This window comes from Caballeronia sp. EK (assembly GCF_014384845.1).
In the GTDB taxonomy this organism is placed as follows: domain Bacteria; phylum Pseudomonadota; class Gammaproteobacteria; order Burkholderiales; family Burkholderiaceae; genus Caballeronia; species Caballeronia jiangsuensis.
This window is the reverse complement of sequence record NZ_JACSUE010000007.1, coordinates 1-24,754: the sequence shown is the minus strand read 5'-3', so window position 1 is coordinate 24,754 and position 24,754 is coordinate 1. Positions and strand designations below refer to the sequence as shown.

At 59.6% G+C, this 24,754-nt stretch carries 19 protein-coding genes, 1 tRNA gene and 1 pseudogene; 7 read left to right on the top strand and 14 right to left on the bottom strand.

The window, feature by feature from the left end; all coding sequences use genetic code 11:
- Positions 1-4: 4 nt before the first annotated feature.
- From IAG25_RS21515 to IAG25_RS21490, 6 genes are all read right to left on the bottom strand, one after another.
- Positions 5-937, bottom strand: coding sequence for an ABC transporter permease (locus IAG25_RS21515; RefSeq protein ID WP_187606658.1), 933 nt, complete (start codon positions 935-937; stop codon positions 5-7).
- The gene (locus IAG25_RS21510; protein WP_035503859.1) at positions 934-1,890 is read right to left on the bottom strand and encodes an ABC transporter permease; all 957 of its coding nucleotides are present in this window, start codon (positions 1,888-1,890) and stop codon (positions 934-936) included. Before IAG25_RS21510 ends, IAG25_RS21515 begins: the two co-directional genes overlap by 4 nt.
- Before the next feature lie 79 nt (positions 1,891-1,969).
- Positions 1,970-3,592, bottom strand: a complete 1,623-nt coding sequence (locus IAG25_RS21505) for an ABC transporter substrate-binding protein (RefSeq protein ID WP_187606657.1) — start codon at positions 3,590-3,592, stop codon at positions 1,970-1,972.
- Positions 3,593-3,671: 79 nt separating this feature from the next.
- Entirely contained in the window at positions 3,672-4,946 is a 1,275-nt protein-coding gene (locus IAG25_RS21500) for an NAD(P)/FAD-dependent oxidoreductase (protein WP_187606656.1), read from the bottom strand.
- A gap of 28 nt (positions 4,947-4,974) precedes the next feature.
- The gene (locus IAG25_RS21495) at positions 4,975-5,643 is read right to left on the bottom strand and encodes a haloacid dehalogenase type II (protein ID WP_062258951.1); all 669 of its coding nucleotides are present in this window, start codon (positions 5,641-5,643) and stop codon (positions 4,975-4,977) included.
- A gap of 208 nt (positions 5,644-5,851) precedes the next feature.
- Entirely contained in the window at positions 5,852-7,330 is a 1,479-nt protein-coding gene (locus IAG25_RS21490) for an aldehyde dehydrogenase family protein (protein WP_187607102.1), read from the bottom strand.
- A 247-nt stretch (positions 7,331-7,577) separates the two neighbouring features.
- On the opposite strand from IAG25_RS21490, the gene IAG25_RS21485 reads away from it, so the two are divergent.
- Positions 7,578-8,450, top strand: coding sequence for a GNAT family N-acetyltransferase (locus IAG25_RS21485; protein WP_187606655.1), 873 nt, complete (start codon positions 7,578-7,580; stop codon positions 8,448-8,450).
- Positions 8,451-8,483: 33 nt separating this feature from the next.
- Here IAG25_RS21485 and IAG25_RS21480 read toward each other — a convergent pair whose 3' ends face one another.
- Positions 8,484-10,061, bottom strand: a complete 1,578-nt coding sequence (locus IAG25_RS21480; protein WP_187606654.1) for an ABC transporter substrate-binding protein — start codon at positions 10,059-10,061, stop codon at positions 8,484-8,486.
- Between the two features lie 63 nt (positions 10,062-10,124).
- A complete protein-coding gene (locus tag IAG25_RS21475) occupies positions 10,125-12,152 on the bottom strand; it encodes an oxidoreductase (protein WP_187606653.1) in 2,028 nt (675 codons plus the stop codon).
- 95 nt (positions 12,153-12,247) lie between these two features.
- Here IAG25_RS21475 and IAG25_RS21470 point away from each other — a divergent pair, with 95 nt between their 5' ends.
- Positions 12,248-13,222, top strand: coding sequence for a LysR family transcriptional regulator (locus tag IAG25_RS21470; RefSeq protein WP_187606652.1), 975 nt, complete (start codon positions 12,248-12,250; stop codon positions 13,220-13,222).
- Here IAG25_RS21470 and IAG25_RS21465 read toward each other — a convergent pair.
- Positions 13,217-14,419 carry a mechanosensitive ion channel family protein gene (locus IAG25_RS21465; protein WP_187606651.1) on the bottom strand — a complete coding sequence of 401 codons (1,203 nt, stop codon included), beginning with the start codon at positions 14,417-14,419 and terminating at the stop codon, positions 13,217-13,219. The two genes, IAG25_RS21470 and IAG25_RS21465, sit on opposite strands and share 6 nt — an antisense overlap.
- A 313-nt stretch (positions 14,420-14,732) precedes the next feature.
- On the opposite strand from IAG25_RS21465, the gene IAG25_RS21460 reads away from it, so the two are divergent.
- Positions 14,733-14,817: transfer RNA gene (locus IAG25_RS21460), tRNA-Leu, on the top strand.
- A gap of 545 nt (positions 14,818-15,362) precedes the next feature.
- Here the strand turns inward: IAG25_RS21460 and IAG25_RS21455 are convergent.
- Positions 15,363-15,698, bottom strand: a complete 336-nt coding sequence (locus IAG25_RS21455) for a helix-turn-helix domain-containing protein (protein WP_187606650.1) — start codon at positions 15,696-15,698, stop codon at positions 15,363-15,365.
- Positions 15,699-15,953: 255 nt separating this feature from the next.
- Between IAG25_RS21455 and IAG25_RS21450 the strand changes: the two genes are divergently transcribed.
- The 3 genes from IAG25_RS21450 (at position 15,954) to IAG25_RS21440 (ending at position 17,939) form a co-directional block, all read left to right on the top strand.
- Entirely contained in the window at positions 15,954-16,337 is a 384-nt protein-coding gene (locus tag IAG25_RS21450; protein WP_187606649.1) for a hypothetical protein, read from the top strand.
- A gap of 173 nt (positions 16,338-16,510) precedes the next feature.
- Positions 16,511-17,146, top strand: coding sequence for a hypothetical protein (locus IAG25_RS21445; protein ID WP_187606648.1), 636 nt, complete (start codon positions 16,511-16,513; stop codon positions 17,144-17,146).
- A gap of 163 nt (positions 17,147-17,309) precedes the next feature.
- Entirely contained in the window at positions 17,310-17,939 is a 630-nt protein-coding gene (locus IAG25_RS21440; RefSeq protein ID WP_187606647.1) for a hypothetical protein, read from the top strand.
- A 403-nt stretch (positions 17,940-18,342) separates the two neighbouring features.
- On the opposite strand, the gene IAG25_RS21435 is transcribed toward IAG25_RS21440, so the two are convergent.
- The 4 genes and pseudogenes from IAG25_RS21435 to IAG25_RS21420 form a co-directional block, all read right to left on the bottom strand.
- A complete protein-coding gene (locus IAG25_RS21435; RefSeq protein ID WP_187606646.1) occupies positions 18,343-18,690 on the bottom strand; it encodes a hypothetical protein in 348 nt (115 codons plus the stop codon).
- A gap of 445 nt (positions 18,691-19,135) precedes the next feature.
- Positions 19,136-19,767: pseudogene (locus IAG25_RS21430) on the bottom strand (transposase); the annotation flags it as partial.
- A 368-nt stretch (positions 19,768-20,135) separates the two neighbouring features.
- Complete coding sequence (locus IAG25_RS21425) at positions 20,136-23,123, bottom strand: metallophosphoesterase family protein (RefSeq protein WP_187606645.1); 2,988 nt, start codon at positions 23,121-23,123, stop codon at positions 20,136-20,138.
- 7 nt (positions 23,124-23,130) lie between these two features.
- Positions 23,131-23,478 (bottom strand): effector-associated constant component EACC1, encoded by a 348-nt coding sequence (locus IAG25_RS21420; RefSeq protein WP_187606644.1) that lies wholly within the window; start codon positions 23,476-23,478, stop codon positions 23,131-23,133.
- 506 nt (positions 23,479-23,984) lie between these two features.
- Between IAG25_RS21420 and IAG25_RS21415 the strand changes: the two genes are divergently transcribed.
- Positions 23,985-24,635, top strand: a complete 651-nt coding sequence (locus tag IAG25_RS21415) for a hypothetical protein (RefSeq protein ID WP_187606643.1) — start codon at positions 23,985-23,987, stop codon at positions 24,633-24,635.
- Positions 24,636-24,754 lie beyond the last annotated feature (119 nt).

Sequence of the window (24,754 nt, the reverse complement as noted above, 5' to 3'; positions counted from 1 at the left end):
GTAGTCACCGTGCGCCTCCATGCGAACGCGCGCCATGACGACGCAAGCTGTCGATGAGCAGATTCACGCCGACGGTGAGTGTCGCGATCGCAACGGCAGGCATCAGCACCGCGGGCGCGCCTTCCGAAAGCCCGCCGATGTTCTCGCGCACGAGCGAGCCCCAGTCCGCGTTCGGCGGCTGCACGCCGAGGCCGAGGAAGCTCAGGCCCGAAAGCAGCAGCACGATGAACACAAAGCGCAGGCCGAAGTCCGCGAGCATCGGATGAATCATGTTGGGCAGCACTTCCACGCGCGCGATATAGAAGAGCTTTTCGCCGCGCGCCTTCGCCACTTGCACGTATTCGAGCGTCATGATGTTCACCGCGAGCGAGCGCGAAATGCGAAACGCGCCGGGGATGTAGGCGAGCGCGGCGACCATCATCAGCATCGGGATGGACGAGCCGAACGCGGCGATCACGACGAGCGCGAGAATCTTGCTCGGGATCGAGATGAGCGCATCGAAGAGGCGGCTCAGCACTTCATCGACCCAGCGCCCCGACACGGCGGCAATGAGGCCGAAGAACGTGCCGATGACGCTCGCCGCCACCGTCGATGCGAGCGCGAGGCCTACCGTGTATTGCGTGCCGTAGAGAATGCGGCTCAGCATGTCGCGGCCGAGATAGTCGGTGCCGAGCAGATGCGCCGGGCTGTACGAGCCGAAGACTTCCGTCGACGTGAACGCGCCGCCTTTATACGGCGCGATGACGGGCCCGACGAACGCGACCGCGAGCCAGAACACGACGATGAAGAGACCGATCAGCCCCAGCACGGAAAAGCGATCGACGAGGCGCTTCAACGCACCGCGCTTGACGACGACGGGCGTCTGTTCCTGCGGCGCGTCGGCGGGAGGCTGCTCGTATAGCATGGTCGTGGCGTGAGAAGAGACGTTCCGGTTCATCGTTGACGCAGCCTCGGGTTGGAGACGATCTGGGCCAGATCGGCAATGAGCACGAGCGCGAGATAGGCCGCGCAGAAAACCATCACGCAGCCCTGCACGAGCGGCATGTCGCGATTGGTGACGGCATCGACCATCAGGCTCGCGAGACCGGGATAGTTGAAGATCGATTCGACAATCACCACGCCGCCGAACAGATACGACAGCGAGAGCGCGACCGCGTTGGCGATGGGTCCGATGGTGTTCGGCAACACATGCCGCAGGACGACACGCATGGGCGTTGCGCCCTTCAGCAAGGCCATTTCCACATACGACGCGTTGAGCTGATCGAGCACGGCCGCGCGCGTCATGCGCGCCATCTGCGCGACGATCACGCAACAGAGCGTCATCACCGGCATCGCATAGGTGCGCAATAGCCCGCCGAACGACGATACATCCGACAGATACGACAGCGCGGGCAGCCAGCGCAGCTTCACCGCGAAGATCAGCACGGCGATGGTCGCGACGAGAAACTCGGGCACGGCGACGGTCGAGAGCGTGAGCACGTTGAGCACGCGATCGACGAGCGAGCCGCGATACATCGCCGATGCAATGCCGATCACGAGCGCGAGCGGCACCGACACGAGAGCGGTCAATCCGGCAAGCACGAGCGAGTTCGGCAGACGCGTCGCGATCAGTTCGCTGACCGGCAGATTGTTCGACAGCGACGTGCCGAAGTTGCCCGTCACCACATGCACGAGCCATTGCAGATAGCGCGTGACCGCGGGTTGATCGAGGCCGAATTGATGCCGCAGCGCCGTCACCTGCTCGGGCGTCGCCGCCTGCCCGAGCGCCTGCTGCGCGGCATCGCCCGGCAACAGGCCGGTGATGCCGAACACCACCATCGACACGATGAACAGCGTGAGCACCGCGAGGCCGAGGCGCGCGGCGACGAGTCGTTGCGCATGAACTTTCATCGGATATCGCCTCTCGTTGAAGGGTTGACTTTGCACGCCGCAACTTCGTAGACGGCGCGCGTCCGGCGTTACATCATGTTCATGCCTCGAGCCACACGTTCTCCGCGAACATCCAGCCCATCAGACCCGCGAGCGGAATGCCGCCGAGACCCTTGAGCTTCGTGGTGTGCGCATCGAGCGAGCTCTGGAACATCGGAATGCCGATGCCGCCATCCGTATGCACGAGCTCCTGCATGTCGCCGTAGATCTTCTTGCGCTTCGCGTCGTCCGGTTCGCCACGCGCGGCGACGAGCATCTGGTCGAACTGCGTGCTCTTCCAGTTCGCTTCGTTCCACGGCGCGTCGGACTTGAAGAACTGCGTGAAGATCACGTCCGCGCTCGGGCGCGCATTGATATTGCCGAAGCCGAGCGGATGCTTCATCCAGTGGTTCGACCAATAGCCATCGGACGGCACGCGCACCACTTGCAGATTGATGCCGGCCTGCGGCGCGACCTGCTGCATCAGCACGGCCATTTCGACGGAGCCTTCCGCCGCCGGCGATGCGTACAACTGGATCGGCGCGTTGCCGAGCTTCGCCTTCTGGAAGTGGAACTTCGCCTTGTCGGGATCGAACGCGCGTTGCGGCAGGCCCGACATGTAGTACTTGTTGCTCGGATCGATCGGCTGATCGTTGCCGATCGCGCCATAGCCGCGGAAGATCGTCTTGCGCATCTGCTCGCGGTCCATCAGGTACGTCATGCCGCGACGGAAGTCCGCGTTGCCCGTGATGCCGCCGTCGTCGCGCATGATGAGGTCGGTGTACTGGCCCGTCTTCGTTTCCAGCACCGCGAAGCCCTGCGTGCCCTTGATGCGCTCGGTCGAACGCGCGCTCACCGCGTTGATGAGCTGCACGTCGCCGGACATGAGCGCGTTCACGCGCGCGGGCTCGTCGGCGATGCCGATGAGTTCCACTTCATCCAGATGCGGCATGCCCGGCTTCCAGTACTTCTCGTTGCGCACGCCCACGGTACGCACGCCCGGCGCGAATTCCTTCACCTTGAACGGGCCCGTGCCGATGGCCGTCTTGAAGTCCGTCGTGCCGTCCTTGATGATGAGGAAATGCGAGTCCGCGAGAATCACCGGCAGGTCCGCGTTCGCGCCCGTCAGCGTGATGGTCAGTTCGTTCGGGCCGGTCGCCTTGATCTCCTTGAACTGATCGGCGAGCGTCTTCGCCTTCGAGCCGACTGCCGGGTCCTTATGGCGCATCAGCGAATAGATGACATCCTGCGGCGCGAGCGATTTGCCGTCATGGAACTGCACGCCGCTGCGAAGCTTCACGACCCACACGGTCGCGTCTTTCGTTTCGAGCGATTCGGCGAGCGCCATCTTCGCGCCGAGATGATTGTCGAGTTCGGTCAGGCCGCTATAGAACATGAACGCGCGGGCGTAGTCGGTGCCGAGCGCGCCCTTGGCGGGATCGAGCGTATCGGCGGCCGACGACGACTGCGTCGCCACGCGGATGCGTCCGCCCTGCTTCGGCTTCGCCTGCGCGAAAGCCGCGCCGCTCGCGCTGAGAAGCCCCGCGCCCGTCATGGACAGCAGCCCGCCCGCGGCCATCGCGCGAAGGACGTTGCGCCGCGACGCGCCACGGCGCGTCAGTTCTTCGAGCCGTTTGCCGGCATCGGCATGGGCAAGTGCTTCAGGCGATGTGTCGATGCTCATGAACTTCTCCGCGATAGGGGCTGTGAATGTCCGGCGGCTTGCTTATGGGATGTAGACCGCCTTTGTTTGCTTCGATGCTTCAATAGAACACGTCTTTGATCGAGTAATACGCGCCGACGAGCGGCAAGAACCAGGGCTTGCCCGTATGGCCCGGAATCGCGGGCCAGTCGAAATCGCGCCACGGGTTCGCATCGGCGTTGCCGTTCATCACGTCGGCCATGATCTGGCCCATGTGCGTCGACATCTGCGTGCCGTGGCCGCTGTAGCCCATCGAGAAATAGATGCCGTCGTGCTGGCCCGCGCGCGGCAGACGATCCGCGGTGATATCGACGAGACCGCCCCAGCAATAGTCGATGCCCACATTGGCCAGGCTTGGGAAGATCGACGCGAGATTCGCCTGCAGAATGCGTCCGCTCTTCGCATCCGATGGACGCTCGGATGCGGTGAACCGTGCGCGCCCGCCGAGCAGCAGACGCGCATCGGGCGTGACGCGAAAATAGTTGTGCATCAGGCGGCTCGTCGTGTACGAGCGCCGGTTCGGCAGCAGTTCTTGCAGCCGATCCTCGGGCAACGGCTCGGTCACGATGATGAACGAGCCGACTGGCGCGAGCCTGCGCCGATACCACGAGAACGGGCCGTGTTTCGAAGGGCCTGTTGCGATCAGCACCTGCTTCGCGTGCAACGTGCCGCGCTTCGAATCGATCCGATACCCGGAACCTTCCTTCGTGATCGCGGTGACTTCGGCGTGCTCATAGAGACGCGCGCCTTGCTTCACGGCCGCTTTTGCAAGTCCGTCGGCGAACTTGCCCATATGCATCTGCCCGCCATGACGTTGCAGCAAGCCGCCGTGAAAGGCATCGGATTGCACTTCGTTGCGGACCTGCTCGCGATCGAGCAGATCGATATCCGGATCGACTTCACGCCGGATCAGCTCGGCGGTCTTCGCGATATGTTCGAGATGATGCGGCTTCGCGGCGAGCTTGAGCTTGCCCGAAGCGAGATAGTCGCAATCGATGTTCTCTTCGCGGATCAGACGCTCGACGGTATCCACCGCCGCCGCATACGCGCGATAACAGCCTTGCGCGCGCTCGACGCCGAGTTGCGCGCGCAGCGCCGCATAGTCCTGCGCGACGCCCGTATTGCACTGGCCGCCGTTACGCCCCGACGCGCCGCCGCCCATGCGCCCGGCATCGAGCACGACGACGCTCGCGCCGCGCCTGCCCAGCGCGAGCGCCGCCGACAAACCCGTGAACCCGCCGCCGATCACGGCGACATCGGCCTGGCCGTCCGCCGGGCCTTCGCACGTCGAGATCATCGCGGGCGCGGTGTCGAGCCAGTAGGAGTCGAGTTTCATCGGCATTGCTCGCGTGAAGTGGCTTGTTTTACAGACCGAGTTGCGTGGCGAGATCGCCGATGGTGTCCACTTCGTAATACTCGTAGTACGGCGTGCCCGGCTCATGGCCGCGCTTCACGAACGCCTTGTGCTTGATGCCCATGTCGTGCGCGGTCATCAGGTCGTAACGCAGGCTCGACGACACGTGCAGCACGTCTTCCGGATTGCAGTTCAACTGGTCGAACATGTATTCGAAGCCCTGCATGCGCGGCTTGTACGACTGCGCCTGCTGCGCCGTGAACACGCGATGGAACGGCGCGCCGAGCTTGTCGACGTTGCTCTGGATCTGGTCGTTCGATGCGTTCGACAGAATCACGAGCTTGTATTTCGTGGCAAGCCGCGAAAGGCCTTCCGGCACGTCCGGATGCGGGCCCCACGTCGGCACGGCGAGGTAATACTTTTCGGCTTCGGCTTCGTTGAATTCGACGTTCATGCGCTCACATGCGCGGCGCACCGAATTGACGATCACGTCGCGATACGGCTTCCACGCGCCGAGCACTTCGTCGCGGCGATAGCCCGCGAAGAACTTGACGAATTGTTCGAGGTCGTCGCCCTGCAGACGGTCGGCGTACATCTCGCGGGCCATATCGGCCATGCGGAATTTCGTCAGCGTGCCGTAGCAGTCGAACGTGATGTACTTCGGCTCGAAATCGATCATGGTGTCAGTCCTGTCGTGTGATGAACCCGTCCGGGAGTTCAGTGGTGAAAACAAGCAACAGCGATGTGTTGAGGAAAATTTAAACAGTGCAAAAATGACTGAGCGCGTCGAATGCGTGCGTCGCGGCGATATAAGTCATGCGTTTTGAGGCATCGCCACAGCAGAAAATGCGGCGTTCTTTTCGCACGATCGTGCGTCTTGCGTGCTCCTATCCTTCCGTATCGATGAGCACGCTCTTGAAGCGCAGATTCGCTTCATAAGCCTGCCGCCCGAGATCCTTGCCGATGCCCGAGCGCTTGTAACCGCCCGTCGGCAGCACGAAGTCGCTCGTGCGGCCATAGCGGTTCACCCATACGGTGCCCGCTTCGATGCCGCGCACCATCCGCAGCGCCCGGCCGATGTCCGCCGTATGCACGCCGGCAGCGAGGCCGTATTCCGGATGCGCCGCGAGTTCGAGCGCTTCTTCTTCCGTGTCGAAAGACTGCACGGTGAGCACGGGGCCGAAGATTTCGCTGCGCACGGCGTCGTTGTCCTGCGTGACATCGCACAGCAGGGTCGGCGAATAGAACGCGCCGGGCGTCGCCGCATCCGCACGCTTGCCGCCGCAACGCAAGCTCGCGCCGCCCGCGATGCCGCGCTGAACGATCGCATCGATGCGCTGCGCCTGCGGCTCGGAGATGATCGGCGGCAAGGTCGTGCCCGCAGCCCATGTCGCGCCCGCCCTGAGTTCGCCGAAGGCCTGCGCGATGCGATCGGTCAGTTCGCCGGCGATTGCGCGCTGCACGAGCAGCCGCGAACCCGCGACGCACACCTGTCCGGCGTTGCCCGTGATCGAACCCGCGATGCGCCGCGCCACTTCATCGATACGCGGGGCATCGGCGAACACGATCTGCGGGCTCTTGCCGCCCAGTTCCAGCGTGACCGGCTTCGTGCCCGATTCCGCGCACGCCGCCATGATCGCGGCGCCGGTGCGCGTCGATCCGGTGAAGGTCACCTTGCCGATGCGCGGATGACGCACGAGCGCGTCGCCGGTCGTGCGGCCATCGCCCTGAACGACGTTGAAGATGCCCGGCGGCACGCCCGCTTCCAGTGCGAGTTCGGCGAGACGCAGCGCGGAAAACGGCGTCATCTCCGAAGGCTTCAAAACCACCGCGTTGCCCGCCGCGAGCGCGGGCGCGGTCTTCCATATGCCCATCACGAGCGGAAAATTCCACGGTGCGATCGCGCCGATCACGCCATACGGCTCGGCGATCGTCATGCCCAGATGCCGGTGATCGGTCGCCGCGACATCGCCGCCGATCTTGTCGGCGAACTCCGCATAGAAACGGATGCTTTCGGCGGTGAACGGCACGTCCCAGTTGTACGCATCGCGCACCGGGCGGGTCGAGCCGAGCGCTTCGAGCGGCGCGAGATTGGCGGCATCGGCGGCGACGAGATCGGCGAACCGGCGCAGCACCCGCGCTCGTTCTCGCGGCGCGCGGCGCGCCCAGTCGCTCTGCCTGAACGCGCTGTATGCGTTCTGCACGGCGTAGTCGATCATCGCTTCATCGGCGACGGGCACCGATGCATACACGACGCCATCCGACGGCCGCGCGACCTCGATACGCGACGCGCCCGCATCGATCAATTCGCCGCCGATGAAATGCCCGCTCCTGATGACGATGCTGGCAGGATCGAACCGGTCCATATGCGTGAGTCCTCCTCCGTGATGCTGCGTTGACATGGCTTCATCGTAGGTCCGGAGCGCCGGCATATTTCGCCGACAAAATTGCCGATTCAGCACAGCACGCGCGTTCTTGCGGCGATAACTCGCGGTTTTGCGTTGCACCACATGCATGGCCCCATGCACCGCGCGGGACAGGAAGATCGTCCTAGCCATGCGCGCTGCGCGGTGTCAAAGTCACGGTAAATGTCTTCAAGGTCAGGAGGCCGGCGTGCCCGACTCGAGCAATAACGATGTGGTCGAATACCGGGCTTTCACGCTCGACGACCTTCCCGCGGCGCACGCGCTGTCGGCGTCCGTCAAATGGCGGCATCGCGCGGACGACTGGCGCTTCGCGGCGCGTCTCGGCAATGGCTTCGCCGCCGTCGACGAGGCGGGCGCGCTCGTCGGCACGGCGCTCGCGTTTCAGTTCGGCGCGCATGCCGCGACGCTCGGCATGTTCATCGTGTCGCCGGAACATCAGCGGCGGGGCATCGGGCGCGGGCTGCTCGACCGGCTGATCGCGACGCTCGGCGCGCGCACGCTCCTGATTCACGCATCGAACGAAGGCAGGCCGCTGTGCGAGGAACAAGGCTTCACGCGCATCGACACGATTCATCAGCATCAGGGCGCGGCGTTCCAGCCGCCGCTGGTTTCGCTGCCGCCGGGCGAGCGGCTGCGTCCGATCGGCGCGAAGGACACGCCGCGTCTCGCCGGACTGGCCTCGCGCGCGAGCGGGCTGGATCGCACGGCGCTGCTGCCGCAATTGCTCGACGTCGCGAGCGGCATCGCACTCGATCGCGATGGCGAGCTGATCGGCTTCGCGCTCTTCCGGCGTTTCGGCGACGGACACGTGATCGGTCCGGTGATCGCGCCGGAATCGCCGGACCAGAGCCGCGCCAAGGCGTTGATCAGCTACTGGCTCGCGCTGAACGCGGGCATGTTCGTGCGCATCGACACGCCCTTGCGATACGGGCTTTCGTCGTGGCTCGAAGGGCTCGGGCTGCCGCTCGTCGATACCATCGAGCAGATGGCGAAGAACGGTGCGCCCTCCACGGATGCAGCGCTCGCACAGTTCGCGCTGACGAATCAGGCGGTGTGGTAGCGGCTTGCGCGTGGACATCGGCGGAACCGATGTTCACGCCTTCGCAAGCCACGCGAATTCCGCGAAGCGATATCCCATCACGCGCCCCGACGGCGTGCCCTTCAAGCCGCGCAGGTTCGAGCTTTGCGCGTCGATGAAGTTGATGAACGCGGGGATCACGAGACTGTTCTTCTCGTAGATGATGCCCTGCATGTCGCCGTACATCTGCTTGCGCTTCACTTCGTCGCGCTCGCGGCGCGCCTGCACCAGCAACTGATCGAACTGCTCGTTCTTCCATCCCGATTCGTTCCAGTTCGCATTCGAACGGAAGAACTGCGTGTAGAGAAGATCGAGCGTCGGGCGCGGCAGGATCGAGCCGTAGGTCATCGGGTACTTCATCCAGTAGGTCGTCCAGTAGCCATCGGCGGGCACGCGGCGCACGTTGATATCGACGCCCGCCTGCTTCGCGGCCTGCTGGACCATCATGGCGGAATCGAGCGCGGTCTCGACCGATGGCGGCGCGATGATCTCCGCGCGCGCGCCCGGCGTGCCCGCCTTCTTGAAGTGGAACTGCGCCTTGTCCGGATCGAAGGTGCGTTGCGGCAATCCCTTCATGAAGTACGGATGCCACTCCGGCACCGGATGATCGTTCGCGAGCGTGCCGTGACCGCGCAGCATCACGTTCACGATGCGCTGCCGGTCGTGCAGATACTTGATGCCCTCGTTGAAGTCCGAACTCTTCGTCGGCAGCATGTCCTGCCGCAATGCGAGGTCCGAATAAAGCTGCGACGGACTTTCGAGCACCGTGACCTTGCCGGTCTGCTTCACGCGATCGACATCGCGCGCGGGCAGCGGCGAGATGAGCTGCACGTCGCCCGCGAGCAGTGCATTGGTGCGCGCCGCATCGTCGCCGATGCCGATGATCTCCACTTCGTCGAGATACGGAAGTCCCGGCTTCCAGAAGTTCGGATTGCGCGCGCCGATGCAGCGCTGCGCCGGCGTGAACTCCTTGCATGTGAACGGACCCGTGCCGTTGCCTTTGGAGAAGTCCGTCGTGTTCGCGGCGACGATCACGAGATGCGGAATCGCGAGCAGCGCGGGAAGATCGACGTTCGGCTCGGTCAACGTGATCTCGACCTTCAGCGGGCCGGCCGCCTTGACGGTGCTGATACCATCCACGATCGACTTCGCCTTCGATGCCGTCGCGGGGTCCTTGTGGCGCATCAGCGAGAACACGACATCGTCGGAGGTGAATGGCTTGCCGTCGTGGAAATGCACGTTGGGCCGAAGCGTGACGGTCCACTTCACGAAGTCGTCGGATTCGAGCTTTTCCGCAAGCGCGTTCTGCGTCTTGAAGTCGGCGTCGAGTTCGGTGAGGCCGCTATAGAACATGTACGCGCGCGAATAGTCGCCGGTATGCGTGCCCTTCGCGGGATCGAGCGAATCCATCAGCGACTGGTTCGCCAGCGCCACGCGTATGCGTCCGCCGCGTTGCGGCGCAGGCTCCGTCGCGGCGAACGCGAGCGTCGATGCGCCAGGCAGGACGAGCGTTGCCGCTCCCGCGGCGGCCAGCGTCTTCATCGCCTTGCGGCGGCCAGGATCGGCGACTACGAGTTCCTTCGGCAATATCATGGTCAGCCTCGCTCGGTCATGTCGTTATGGCGGATGTTATGGCGAATACGATGCAACGGGCCTTCACAGCGTCTGACATAGCCGGTAGGCGTCGTAGATGGCCGTGTGAATATCGCGCGACGCGCTCGCGTCGCCGATACGGTAAAGACGGAACTGTCCTTCTTCGCCCTCTTGCGCTTCGGGCTGCGGCTTGCCCGTGGCGAACGCTTCGAGATCGGTGTAGCCGTCGTTGACGGAATACATGCGCGTCGCTTCGAAAAGATCATCGACCGCGAGCATGCCGCGCTCGACCACGACATGATCCGCTTCCATCTCCACGAGATCGTTCGTCAGATGATGACGGAACACGGCGCGGCGCTTGCCGTTATCGGCCGCGCTCACTTCGATCAGCTCGATGTTGGTGCGCACGGGCACGTCCCAGCGCGCGATATTGCGCATCCACACCTGATCGTCGCCGCGTCCGCCGGTTTCCTGTGCCGGCATGCTGTCGATGAGCGCAAGCGATACATCGAGGCCCGCATCGACATAACGCTCCGCGCACAGATACGCGTTGTGCCGCCCGGTGCCGTCGTACACGAGCACGCTGCCTGCGCGCGGCGGCGTTTCAGTGAGCGCATCGAATACCGACTTGCACAGCTCGCCGCCAGGCAACGCATCGAGATTCGGCAGGCCGCCTGTCGCGATGATGACGACATCCGCGCCATGATCGAGCACATCGCTCAATTCGGCATAGTGGTTGTAGCGCACATCGACGCCGAGTTTTTCGAGCTGCGACACGCGCCAGTCCACGATGCCGATGAGATCGCGCCGCCAGCTTCCTGTCGCCGCCAGCAGCATCTGTCCGCCCGCCGTCGAGTTCGCTTCGAGCACGGTGACATGATGGCCGCGCGTCGCGCACACACGTGCGGCTTCGAGGCCCGCCGGTCCCGCGCCGACGATGAGCACGCGCTTCTTGTGCGCGGCTTCGGGCAGGTCATGCGTGAGATACGTCTCGCGCGATGTCGCCGGATTATGGATACACGTCGCGCGGAAATTGCGGCAGAACGATGCGCCGACGCACGGCCGCGCCTCGTCCTCCTTGCCCGCTTCGACGAGCTTCACGAGATGCGGCTCTGCGATATGCGCGCGCGTCATGCCGACCATGTCGAGCAGGCCTTCGCGGATCGCGTAGCGCGCGGTGGCGAGATCGGCGATCTTCGCTGCGTGAAACACGGGCAGATCGACCGCGCGCTTGAATGCGGCGGCTTTCGGCAGCCACGGCGCGGACGGCACGAACATCCCCGGCATGGAATTGACCGCGAGCGACATCTTCGTGTCCATGCGCCCGAACGTGACGTTGAAGAAATCGAAGAGACCCGTGCCCTGCAGAATGCGCGACATCTCCAGCCCTTCCTCGAAGCTGCATCCGTCTTCGAGCGCGAAGCGAAAGCCGACGATGAAGTCATCGCTCACCTGCTTGCGAATCTCCTCGTGAATCTCGATCGCGAAGCGCACGCGATTGGCCGTCGAGCCGCCGTATTTGTCGGTGCGCAGGTTCACGGTCGGGTCCATGAACTGACCGATGAGATGACCGCCCGCATGTGTTTCGATGCCGTCGAGCCCGCCATCTCGGCAACGCTTCGCCGCGATGCCGAAGTCGCGGATCACGCGTTTGATGTCCGCGTCATGGATCGCCTGCGGCATGGCGCGGTGCAGCGTTTCGCGCACGGGCGATGGCGCGATCATCGGCAGCCAGGGTTCCGTGTACGCATCACCGCGCCGCCCGAGATGCGTGATCTGGCACATCAGCGCCGCGCCGTGCGTATGGATGCGATCGGAGAAGCGCCGCAGATGCGGCACCACGGCATCGGTTCCGACGTTGATCTGCTGGAACGTGTTCGGACTGTCGATGCTGACGTTCGACGACCCGCCGAACATCGTCAGCGCGATACCCCCTTTCGCCTTTTCCTCGTGATACCGTTGATAGACCTCCTGCGGGAATTCGTCGCGTGTCAGACGGCTTGCGTGACTCGTGCTCATCACACGGTTCCTGAGCACGAGATGCTTGAGAGTGAACGGCTGAAGCAACGGGTCCGACGAAGCAGTAGTCATGGCCTGCGAGATGAAGTGACGTCGGACTCAAGGTAAGGAGGTCAATATGCGCCGTCAAATTACAAATCGATGCATGCCCCATAACATGGTGTTGTATGAGTCTGCGACTTCCTTCGCTTCAGGCGTTGCTCGTATTCGAAACATCCGCGCGGCTGTTGAGCTTCACCAAGGCTGCCGGCGAACTCAACGTGACGCCCGTCGCGGTGAGCCGCATGGTGGCGCGGCTTGAAGACGCGCTCGGCTTCAAACTCTTCGAGCGTACGAAGCTAGGGCTAACCCTGACCGATCGCGGTGCAACATTGCAGCACGCCGTCGCATCCGGCTTCGGGCAGATCGGCGATACCATCGATGAACTCAAGCGCGATCATGCGCAAGGCGAGATCGTCACGCTATCGCTCGCAAGCGGTTTCGCCGCTTTGTGGCTGCTGCCGCGTTATGCCGCTTTCCGCCGTGCGTTTCCCTGCATCAATCTGCGCTTGCAGGTGATGGCAGGACGCCTGTACGGACCGCTCGAAGATGCGGACCTCGGCATACGCCTGCATGGTCCGGGTTCGGACAAGGACCCGCTTTTGCTGTGTCCCGAGATCATCGTTCCTGTCTGTAGTCCGAACTATCTTGCCGAGACCGGCCGGCTCGATGCGCCGAGGAGCGCCGAAGGACACGCTTACATTCATCTCGACGTGACCACGCTGTCATGGGCGGATTTTCATCGGGCGACGGGGCTCTCCGACAAGGGCATCGGCGAAGCGGTGCATCACACTGACCCCGGACTCGCCGTGCAATGCGCGATGCTCGGCCAAGGCGTCGTGCTTGGCTGGCTGCTCGCGATCGCGGCGCCGCTCAACGAGGGCAAGGTGATTCCCGCGTGGGATCGCTATATCGAAACGGGCTGCAATTACGTGCTCGAATATCGTTCGTCGACGCCTTCGGAGAGCACGCGCGCGGTGGCGCGATGGCTCATCGACGAGATGAAGAAGGAACTCGACGACGCGCGGCGCGTGCTCGCTCCGTTGAAAGCGGTCCCGAAGAATCGTGTCGAGCCCGTGTCGCCAGTCCCGTCGCCATCATGAGGTCGTCGGCGCAGCGCGATCGCGCTGCCAGCAGCGCAGGCCGAACAGCGGCACGACGCCATACGCGTGATCGAGCATGTCCGACTGCAGACTCTCATATCGCTCCCAACGTATCTCGTCGATGAACACGCAGATCTCCAGCGCGACGATGGGCATCGCCGACTGCACGTGTCGAATCACGAGCGGCATGTCGCGGCGCACGGCCGGATGCTCACGGAAGTATCCGCTGAGATAGAGCCTGTACAAGCCGAGGTTCGTGCGGCGCTCGCCTTCGGGCAACGCGAGCGGTCGTTCGATGGCTTCGCGCAGACGCGCGAGCAAAGCATCGTCGGGGAAGCGGATCGTGTCCGCGTCGAAGTGAATCGCGTGGCGCAGACGTCGCGCGCCGGACGCGATCATGCCGCGCCAGTTCTTCACGCTGTTCGTCAGAAGGAGCTGGCTCGGCAGCATGACGATCGTGTTGTCGAAGTTGCGCACCTTGATCGTGTTCAACGCGATATCGACCACGATGCCATCGGCGACATATCCCGGCACTTCGATCCAGTCGCCCACGCGCAGCATGTCGTAGGCCGCGAGCTGAATGCTGGCGACGAAGCCTAGGAGCGAGTCGCGAAAGATGATGATGAGCAGCGCAGTGATGGCCGAAAGCCCGGTGAGCAGATAAAGCGGCGAGCGCTCCAGCACCAGCGACACCACCGCGATCAGCGCGACCAGATACACGACGATGGTCGCGATTTGCAGAAAGCTCTTGATGGGCCGCTCGCTCGCGGAGGGGAAATGGCTGTAGCGCTCGTCGATGCTGTCGCGCAACGCGAGCGCCGCGCGCACGAGCGTGTAGACCATGTAACAGGCGGCAAGGATGGCCAGGGGCCGCCCGAGTGCGGGGATGATCGGGAACGTGAGACCGGAGAGCAGCGGCGCCGATGCATAGACGATTGCGGCAGGTACGAGCGGCGCGAGCCGGTGAAACACCCGATGACGCTCCGCCGCGACCAGCCACTTGCGCCCTTCCTTGCGTGCGAGCCGGCTGACGATCAGAAGCATGATCGAGCGCGTGACGTAGTAGCAGATCACGCTCGCAAGCAGAATCGCCAACAGCAGCGCGGCCACCAGCAGTGTCGCGACGAGCCAGCTCTCGGTGGCGACGTGCACTTCCCAGTCTGGTCCGACTTCGATATGCAAGGTGTTGCCGAACATGGACGCTCCCGATGTGGGCGAAGCGAGAGGATTATTCAGGCGAATCGGACGTGACGCTTGCTCTGGTGGTTATTGTAGTAGTGGTGCCGGGATGAAAAGGCACTTCGCAATTTTTGATTTTCCCGCTACAATTCGGTCCCCTTTGCCCAGGTGGCGGAATTGGTAGACGCACTATCTTGAGGGGGTAGCGCCGCGAGGCGTGCGGGTTCTTATCTAAACATCCTTTTGGTGCACCTTACAGAGCAAGGCCTGCGCCTTGACTGGCGAGCCTTTCCGAAGCGTGACTTCCGGTGCATGCTGAATGAAGAAAAATGCCGACGTGGTGAAATTGGTAGACACGCTATCTTGAGGGGGTAGTGGCGCAAGCTGTGCGAGTTCGAGTCTCGCCGTCGGCACCAAACTGCATCAGTTCATGATGCGGAACTGCATTCACTTTGCTAAACCATCACACGACGAGGGTTGTTCGCCCCTTGGCCCCCGGAAGAGCATTAGACGGTCCATCCGTAGACATCGGTCGATTTCCAACACGAGCGACGTTCTCACTCGACTTCAGATGTCGCTGTTCTGCGCAAGCTTACAATTTCATGATGCCGGCAAGCGCCGAGCAGCGGCGAGTCAACTGACAAAACGTGCTGCACACCACGCAGCATACCGGCGTTCGAAGGTGCCTCCATCGGGAGACCCGAAGTTTGTGCCCAAGTCACAATTTCGCCCTCACTTGAGACTGGGCGACGATACCACCCATCAATCACCGCCCGACACCGCGCACGGAAAATGACCCATCGCGTCAGGGACTTGCAGCGCGGCGCAACGCGACGTTCGGCTATATGTAACGCTAGAAACGCCCGAAGCAGCGGTCCAGAGAAGCGAAGTTGCGCGCAAAAGTGTCTACGTGCGACGGTTGCAGGCGTGTGGTCCAAGCAACTGCGTCTCGGACACCACTTCATTTTGCGAGACTGCCAGTGAGCGTCGAGTCGAACAGCTTTCTGATGTGCTTACGCTCCGCCTTCGGAAGCCGGCCCCAGACGAGCACTACTTCGGCAAGGTCCTCGTCCTCACAGTAGAAATATGCCGCCGGCACTTGCAGCACCTTGGCGAGCTTCACTGCGATTTCAAAAGGCGGCTCGTGCACGCCAGTTTCATAGCGGCTAATTCGCGCGCTCGCAGTATGTTCATCAAGTCCAATCTGGACGCCCAATTTATCCTGTGGAATATCCGCATGGCGCCGAGCACTCCGAAGCCGGCGGCCAAATAGAGACGCTGGCTGCTGTTTTTTCATTCTACGAATATCGTAGAATTTACTTGTTGAATCTCTACGTAATTCGTAGAATTGGTGGCGGTCCCGACCAACAGCAAAGGGCCGATAGTGTCGACGCGCCCGATGCGCGCGTTTGCTGAGGTCATTCCAACAAAAACGTCTCTAAAAAAAGCAGCGAATGCGGTCGACGGACTCAACCTTTAAAACTTTTTGGCCGGTGTCATGCTATTTACTGACAGCAGTTGGGAAGAGCCACATCCCATAAAGAAGAGGCTCATGCAGCCACTTCTTGCGTGGCGCTGCGTTGGATGGACGGACCTTACGCCGAACTTCTTTGTCGTGGCCTCCTCTCGCGGTGAGGACTGCGCGAGCGCTAATGGTTGGGTGGTGGACGGTGCCGAGGCGCTGATACAGCTGTTACTGCAACTTGGCGAAGTCAGCTTTTCAGTTCACCTGTTGGCTCGCAATAAAGCTGACGCTTCCATTACGCTCTGTCGAGTAAGCGCGTTGTGGCAGGATGCCGAGAGCAACGATAAGGACGTCGTGCACTACTGGTATTCGACCACCGACGGAGAGACAAGACGGTGTTCGCCCGTCGCATTCGGTCGGTTTGTTAAGAGACCGCGGTTGGTGAAAGTACTGAGCTTCGAAAACGGGTGAGAACGAAGCGAGATTCGAAATCTGCGGCCGGCACCTGAACAAGCTCATCTCGAAAGCACGTGGCCTGTCGTCAGAAGTCATGGAGTCCTGCACTGGTAAGTTTGAAGAAGCAACACATAGGGATGGATATGCCGCGGTCCGTAAGTAATACGAGCACTGATGCGCGACATGTCATGCGCAATGCCGCCGTTGCGGCGATGCTGTCGGACCCAACAGGCGCTGAAGCAAGTCTTTTCCTGTCCGATGCGGAGGTTGGCCGTCTTTTCAAAGCACACCTCATCCAAGCAATTGGCACCGCTACGTTGGCGAGCTTGGACCTAAGCTCCACTCGTGAGGAAGATGAGAAGCGAGGCCGCTTGACCAACCGTCGAGCATCGGAATTCCCCGGTTTGACCAATGCCTCGTCGGCCAACATAGAGCGGTACTCCCTTGTACTACAAGGAAGGCTGCTACCGGCTGAGGACTTTTGCAAAGCCGCTGGCATCACTGAGCAAGAACTAAGCGAAGACGTCGCGTCGTTCAGAGTGTTCACCGTGGAATTCGAGTCTGACCAGTACTACCCAGCTTTTGCCTTATCGAAGCTAGTCGGCCGCAAGGATTTCTCGAAGGTCGCTCAGTGCTTGGGTGACTCAACCGGTTGGAGTAAATGGAAATTCTTCACGACGCCATCAGAATCACTCGGAGGTCTCACGCCGTTACGACTTTTGATGCGCGAGGAAGTGGAGCGCGCACTGACGGCAGCCGCAGAGTTCAAAGCCCTAAGTTCGACGTTCTTCAGTATCACCAGAACGACACCGCTCTCCAATTAGCTCCTTCCGCCATGAATCGAAGAACGTTTGCAGGGGCAAAGATGCCACGCCCTTCTCGTCAGAGAGGAGATACGCTTTCACCGGAAGAAGCACAGCGCGCGCGGACAGACTATGTGATTCATCGTGCGGCCGTCGCTGCGGTCTTGGCGAACCCTGTGGCGCCATGGCACTTCTCGACATCCCCAACGAGGAGCTCGGACGCATGGTTAAGAAGCGACTATGGGAAGTCATTGGCGTGTCGACGATTCTGAACATAGACCTCTCATCGATGCATGATGAGGACGCGAATCTAGGCAAGCGCTTAAGCCGTAAATCGAAACTGCGAACACCCGAGAACGAGGAAGCGATACAGAGCCGGTCGGCAAACCTTCCACGTCACGAGCTTGTGCGTCAGGGGAAGTTGCTGCCTATGGACGACTTCCTTGCGGTTGCAGATGTCACGCAGAAGAAACTGAACAAATCCGTCGCTTCAAGGAAAGTCTTTAGCGTTGAGCTCGAAGGTGCGTTGTACATCCCCGCATTCTTTCTCTCCGCAATGATTCATCGCAACGACTTCGCGAAGGTCGTACGTAGGCTCGTTGATACATCCGGTTTGAGCAGGTGGGAGTTTTTCACGACTCCGTCAGAGGCCCTTGGCGGCGCCACGCCGCTCCAGTATCTCGCGATAAAAAAAGTCAAGCATGCCGACGGGTACGAGTTCACTCGTTCGGATAACGGAGTGTGGCTGACCGAGGTAGTGCCTCCGGCATACCTGTCTCAGTTGAAATCGGACGCAGGCAGGCCAGAGTCGTGAACCTGTGCTTTCTTGTCAAATCTCTCATCGCGCAACGGAGCTAAAACCACAAGTCGAGTCGCAGTGCCCGCAAGAATTGCTAATCACCTATGCAGTGTCTTGCCGCCAAGATGCACAGGTCGGTCGGGTGTGAGCGAGACGGAATTTTAGCGATGGCTTCGGCGTTGTACTGTTGCCTCAGGCGATGTACGCCGAATTAAGTCCCTCGGGCCATTAGAGAGAGTTCTGCTCAATCGCGACTCGCACTCACGAGGCACGAGGCACGTTGCAATAAGATATTCTTCTTGCTCTACGAGTGACCAACCTTTGCGCAGAAGCCGAACGCAACCTCGACGGCTTCGTAGCTCAGGCCACAGTGCTCGACGTCCACAACGTCCAGCAGCGCCAAGTCAGAGGCGCCGCTCTAGATTCTAAAGGACAGAATGTGAGCCATAACGTCGATATCGTCCGTCTCGCCGCTTACGATTGTCTCGGCTAACAGGCCTCCCATACCGACCAGTACCGTCCAATTGGTGGGCAAGTCGGGAGCGGTGCCCCCTGCGTCGTCGCCATCTTGTGCATCGCCTCTGGACAGGTGCGAGGACGACTGTCCAATCCACGCAGTCTCCTCGGGATTTCCGCTCTGGTGTCGCCAGACGACTGCGTCACCCGCACCGCCAAAGCGCTCATAAAGCATCTTGTGACCCGCTTCATGGTACGCAGCGTTGCGGAGTTCATTCAGAGCTATTTGTTCGTCGGTAAAGTTAAGCATTTGAGTTACACCTTCCGATTTCGTGACGTCAAGGTATAGCTCAATGAGAGGCCCATTACATAGGTGACGGCTATGAGAGATTGCCAAGTGCTAAAGCTTCCGATAGAGGATTGACGAGACTCCAACCTCGACATCAAGCCGATAACCGCCGTCACGCGTCTGCCGGATGGCAGCCAGCGTATTCGAGCCGTACAATGCTCCGATAACGGCGTATGGCTTACTCAGGTTGTGCCGTCGGCACACCTGTCAAAGTGGACGTCGGACGAACGCGGGCCATGCTCATGAGGCTGCGTTCCCGTGTTAAATCTCTCACGGCGCAACGGGTTCAACGACCCGACCTGAGTTGGCAGCGCGCAAAAGAGTTGCTATTCAAGGCACCTACGACCGGCAAGTGGTGCGTTTTCGTGCTTTCATTCGATGTCGACTTCGCGTGAGCGACAACTAAGGACGCCGTGGATTGACCGCGCCGAGCAATTTCCGTGACAATGCCCGCTGCATGCAACGGACGTCGATGTTTGTCGTACTCGTAGCCTCGGCCGCCCTGAACGACCCGAGCCTTCGATAGCGGTCTGCCAGGCTTGCGCTGACGGGCGGAAAAGCCTTGACCAGTGCTTGAAAGTGACGTTGTTGCGGTTGACGCGCGTCAGTATTATCACCGCGAGCTGGATGCTTTGCGCCTTGGTGATGAGGTGGTGCTTTGAACCGGGTCGCGCGCGGTTTGTGGGATTCGGTCCCGTTTTTGAACCTGAGCCCACAGCACGGAAGAGGAGTCGACGATGACCCGAGACTAGTCGATGTGGTCGGCGGCGCAGCTGCGCAAGCAGCAAGTCGTGAACTCGTCCCAGACGCCTGCCTCTTGCCAATCACGCCGGCGACGCCAGCGACCTATGCCGCTTCCACAAACCATCTCGCGAGGAAGAAAGTCCCAACACAGGCCGGTCTGCAAGACGAAGAGGATGCCGGTGAGCGCCGCTCGATTATCAAGCAGTTTGCGCCTTAGGTAATGGTCGCGCCGTAGTCTGGAAGGGGGCAGTAACGGTTCGATGAGTGTTAGAGCTCGACGTCGAGTATAGGTATTCGTAATGCAAGCGATTGCCTCCTAGACTCCCGTGTTCACCAACTGTCGATGTCTATCAACACGATGACAGGGAACGGGAACGGCAACGCCCGCGCTCACCCACAATGCACTAGCAAGTCTGACCTCATTTCTGCGTTCTGGAAGCCAGACTCGGTTAGCGCACCAGTCGTACAGAACTGTTCTTCCTAATTATGCTGCGTCTCATCGGAGTTCCCTAAAGACTCCGGCGTATCAGAGGCGCTCGGAATAAGCTGCCCAGTCTTCTCAATAAATCCGACCGGACATGATGCTGGCTCCTCTGGCTTTAAACGTGAATCATGCGATGGCGCCCCAGAAATACGCCATTTCCCATTGTTTTCAAAAATGACTAACATTGTACCTGTCTCCTCAGTTGTAGAAACTCATTTAACAGAAAAACTGCCGACTCTGACATTGACTTCTGCAAGTCTTCTTCATTTTTTATCTTCAAATTTTTTCGGAATCCAATTCGGAGCATTCCTGGCGGTTCGAAGATATCCTCCGCGCCCGGGGGGCGAATCGGTACAGCGATAACCGCTACTTCGTCTTGGTCGAGGTCTTCATTACTATCATCCCCTGAATCACTCCGCAAAGAGAGTGCTGTCCGACCCCACCAACAGAAACGGTAGACGCTCCTGGCGTTGCTTACTGCAGCAGTTCCCCTTGGCGGCGACGCAGCGTCGAAGCCGCGAACGTGTGCAGCCAACTCCCAAAGCTTGCCTTCTGACCTGTAGAGTCCCAATGAAGCGAAATCCTTGAACTCCGGCGCTAGTCCCTTCTCAAATGCCTCGAGAAGTGCTTTACCGAAGCTCTTCACGACCTGCCGGAATTCGTCAAAGGTCTGCATATTACGTGCGACACGAGGAAGCGTCCACGCAAGTCCGTATATCATGCTAGTAAAAGGAAAGGGAATAGTAAATACATAACTTCCTTTCGCCATCTCCACAGGCCGAAGACGAGTCGGAGGACTGGTCGGGTGTGTCCGCTCTGAGTTGTCACGCCAGTCCGGATATTTATCCGCAATAATCTCCATTGAATCTACGTCCGGCGCGACCTTTTCAGGTACGCGTAGAATGATGGTCAGTTCTTCGAGGCCTTCTTCTACTCGCGCGGCAACGAATTCATTGCCGTCTATTCGTTCGGGACCCAGGAGTTGAGCGTCGAATAATTTTGAGTCGTCAGCTGTAAGAAGACAACCTGATTCCCAAATCATATCTATTGTAATTTTCGATGCCCTTCGAGGCAAAGGAACTTCAAAGCGCCATAAGTGAGGCGTCCCTTTAACCTTTTGATATTGGGGCTGTAAAAACTGAGGTACGACTCCATCCTCCCACTCGATAGTAATTCCATTACAGGTCGGCGTTCCCGTACTATTGAATACTTCGTGCCGGAAGGTTCCCGATTTCGCGTAGCATGGCGTCCTTACCTCTCTGACTCGTATGTCTCGGGTCGCGGTGAACTCAATCTTTTTGAGGATTTTTCCTGTTGGTACTCCTGTGTGCGAACGCCCAAGCTTGATTCGCCGCATATCCCGATAGGAAAAAATCTCCGAAACAGTCTCTTGATTTCTCTCCCAACGATTGCCCGCCATGCATGTATGACTTTCCAACCACACAGTCCCATCTGGCCGCAGGTCAATGACGTTGAACGAGCCGTTGGTTGCTTTGCACGGCTCAAACTCGGAAGCTCCGGTTGCGGAGCCCGCCGAGAGGATGGTTACTTCATGCCGTTTATGGCTCACAGTTGTAAAGCGCGCCGCAAACGAACGGTGCTCATGGCCGTGCAGTAGCAGGTCGACCTTTGCCTCCGTCAGTGCGTCAAGGAGCACGCCTGCATTAGGCATCATAGGGTGCGAGGCTTCTGCAGGGCCCTTAGCGCTTGCGCTTTTAACCTGAAGCTCTGCAATCGGCAGCAGCTGATGATGCTGAAGCGCGATGCAAATATCGATGTCGTCCTCGACTTTTCCTCCAGCGCTTACTAGCGCGGTGAGTTCCTCACTGTCCAGAGAACCTTGCCTGCATTTCTTCGAATCCCGACTGGTCTCGACAGAAATGATACCGAGTTTCCAGCGGTAGTCGCACTGGCGGAAGCTCTCAGACCATGGCTCACCGTGGACGACGACGTGTTGTTTGAAAATCTCATCAAACGATGCCTTTTTAAGTTTAGGCGACTTCCTGCCAGATGCCGCTTTTCCTTGAGTCAGTTTTCGTGGTAAGCGTCCGGAGTTGTGGCGGTCGGTATTTCCGGCGCAAACCTTAAAAGGAATCCCGAGTTCGATTAACTCCTTTTTTGCGCGAGTCAGGTCTTTCAAAGTCGGCGTATCTGCAATATCGCCGGTAGCCAGAATTAAAGATGGCGAGAGTGTTCTGAGATAATTGACGAGTCCCTTCCACGCGCTTGATTGCCGAGGAGCACCGAAGTGCAGGTCACTCATATGGACAATTTTAATCGAGCCGGACGGATTGCGGTTGCCTTTCGCGTCAACTTCGTTTTGACGGATAGCTGCATTCGGGAAAATGCTCACTTTTGTTGTAATGTCCCCTTCTGGGGCGTCCGGGGCGCTTAGAAACGGATGGGGATTTTCGGCATTAATTCTCAAATAAGACCAAGTAAGGTCACAGATGTCACTCAGTGTCAAAGATTGCGCCAAATTCGCGTGACCGGTGCTCAATACGCGTAATAATGCTTCTGAAAACCGGGTATAAGTTTCCGTTTCTTTTGCAATTGCTGCAGTTCTCGCGTCGGAAGCCGCGAGAATCCCAGTACCCCTGCGTGGGTCATCTTGGTCTTCGTCGATTTCTGCCGAAAAAAATGCAGATTCGATTTTCTTTTGAGTGAAAGACGGCATCGCCGACTGTGGCGCGAAAGGTATTGCAGCATCTCCAGCGTAACAGCAATCTAGCACGACATATCGTCTAAAATGACGAGCGCCCTCTTTCAGCTCGGTAGCCAGAAGGTTCATTCTCAGCGACGTGCGGAATGGCGCCGCCGCTTCAGTGTCTTCAATGGCCAACGTCAATTCTTGGGTTCGATTTGAAAAGTCCGGAAGACCATGGCCAACGTAATATACTATGAGGTTCGTCCGAGCGAACCCGCTCGCTGCTAGTTTTGCTTTCGCGAGATGCTCACGTATTAGGGAAAGCTGTGTGGTCGCGTTGGATAAGCTGCCAAAGAGGTCGAGAATGTTTGATTCTTCAATTCCAAGTCCGCCAGTACTATCGAGCAAATATTTTTTGAAGGCGGTTGACGAATTAACAAACACGCGTCCAATACGGTAATCCGGAACCTTGTTGAAGTCCTGTGCTCCAAGCAAGATGGCCGTCCAGTATTGGTTCATGTCTTTCTCACTTGGACGAGTTGAAAAGTCGGTCTACCAACTCAGCCAATTGCGATGAACTGGCACCCGTCACCTTTATCTTTTCGCCTTTTCGTTCAATCGAAATTGTTGCCTGTTGGTGCTTGCTAAGCCACTCGCGTACACCCTTGGCTAGTTCAAAAGCTGCCTTTGTCGCAATGACGGCAACTAAAACCGTACCCGGGTCTAGGGATGTCGAGCCAGGTGGTCTCGTACGGGAGACGTCAACACCAGACGACGATTCATTGAGTGCTTCCTGCAAAGATGTGGCCAGGTTGTTTGCTTCCATTGAGTCATCATTAAGTACTTCAAACTCGAAAGTTGTTCGTTCGTTCACGGCGGCGCCTCACTGACGAGGATTGTCGGGGCATAGTGGATGCGATAACGCGGCGAGTCGCTTCAACTATACGGAGTGGTACCTGCCTCGACGTAGCTGGTTCTTAGCCTGCTCAGTTCGGGGTTGAAGACGATTTAATGTCACGTGTGCCAGAACTTCAAGTTTGAATCGTATGTTTGGTCGGGTACCGAACAGTCACGGACTTTTTTTCGTAGCGCCAGGCCTCTCGACGGAGGAATTGACCGTCGGCTATTCGTAAACTGATTCGTTGTTCTACGAAGGATGCCGAAGATTGAGACGAATTCGTTGGCCCGGGTTTGAAAATCTATCGATGCGATGGAAGACCAATTGAGCCTCTGCGTCTCGTGCAAATGCCGTTGCGTGAAAGAGTCAACTATCTAAGCTGCAGTGCGGTCCGGCGCAGGCATTCCCACCAACATCTAACGATGTTTCAACTATCCCTGTTCCATGCTTCATCATCTTTTGGAGCCGGAGTGGCGAAGCGTATGATTGACGTTCCTCTGATTGCGTTTTCCAGGCTGTCGTGCCGTTTGTTCTTCGCAGGGCGCGGCAGTAAAAAGCGGCTTTCTGTGTCCGCAATCTGCGCTTCTGAAGCGTTCAACTTCGCTTATGCGTGGGCTTGCCGAACGGCGAGATGGCCGACCGCTTTTGCGCTGGCCATGGTCTGCTGGCTCTTGGTCGCATCTGCGCTGGCCAAACTGCCCACTACGCTGCCGTGGTGCATCGGCGTAGCGTTTACGGCAGTCGTAATCGGTCAGCGATTCCTTCCGTGCAGCACGGTTGAAGCACGGGGACTACCGCTTCGACGTCGAGACTTGGCGATGCGAATGGTCCTGGGTGCTCTGCTCACGTTGGTGGTCACCTACCTAGCTGCCGCGGTTGGGCCGAAGTGGAGTGGCTTGCTCGCGGTCTTTCCACTGCTCGGAAGCATCCTGTCGGTATCATCGCACCGTGCTCACGGTTCAGAATTTGTTGTTTCGTTGCTGCGAGGGATGGTACTCGGCCGATTCTCATTTGCCGCGTTCTGTCTGACGCTCACCGTGCTGCTGCCTATCCAAGGCATCAGCATCGCTTTCGGCATCGCGCTAGTGCTGTCGATGCTCGTGCAATGGAGTACACGAATGATTGCAAAGTAAGCGGCTCGCCTAGGCCGTGTGTAGAGGCGTGCGCGCCTGGGCGCAGGATTGCCTCAGGTGGAGCGGCTAGATATCTTGATGTGGTGAACTTGCCGCTGCGTGCAGCTTCTCGGCCACAC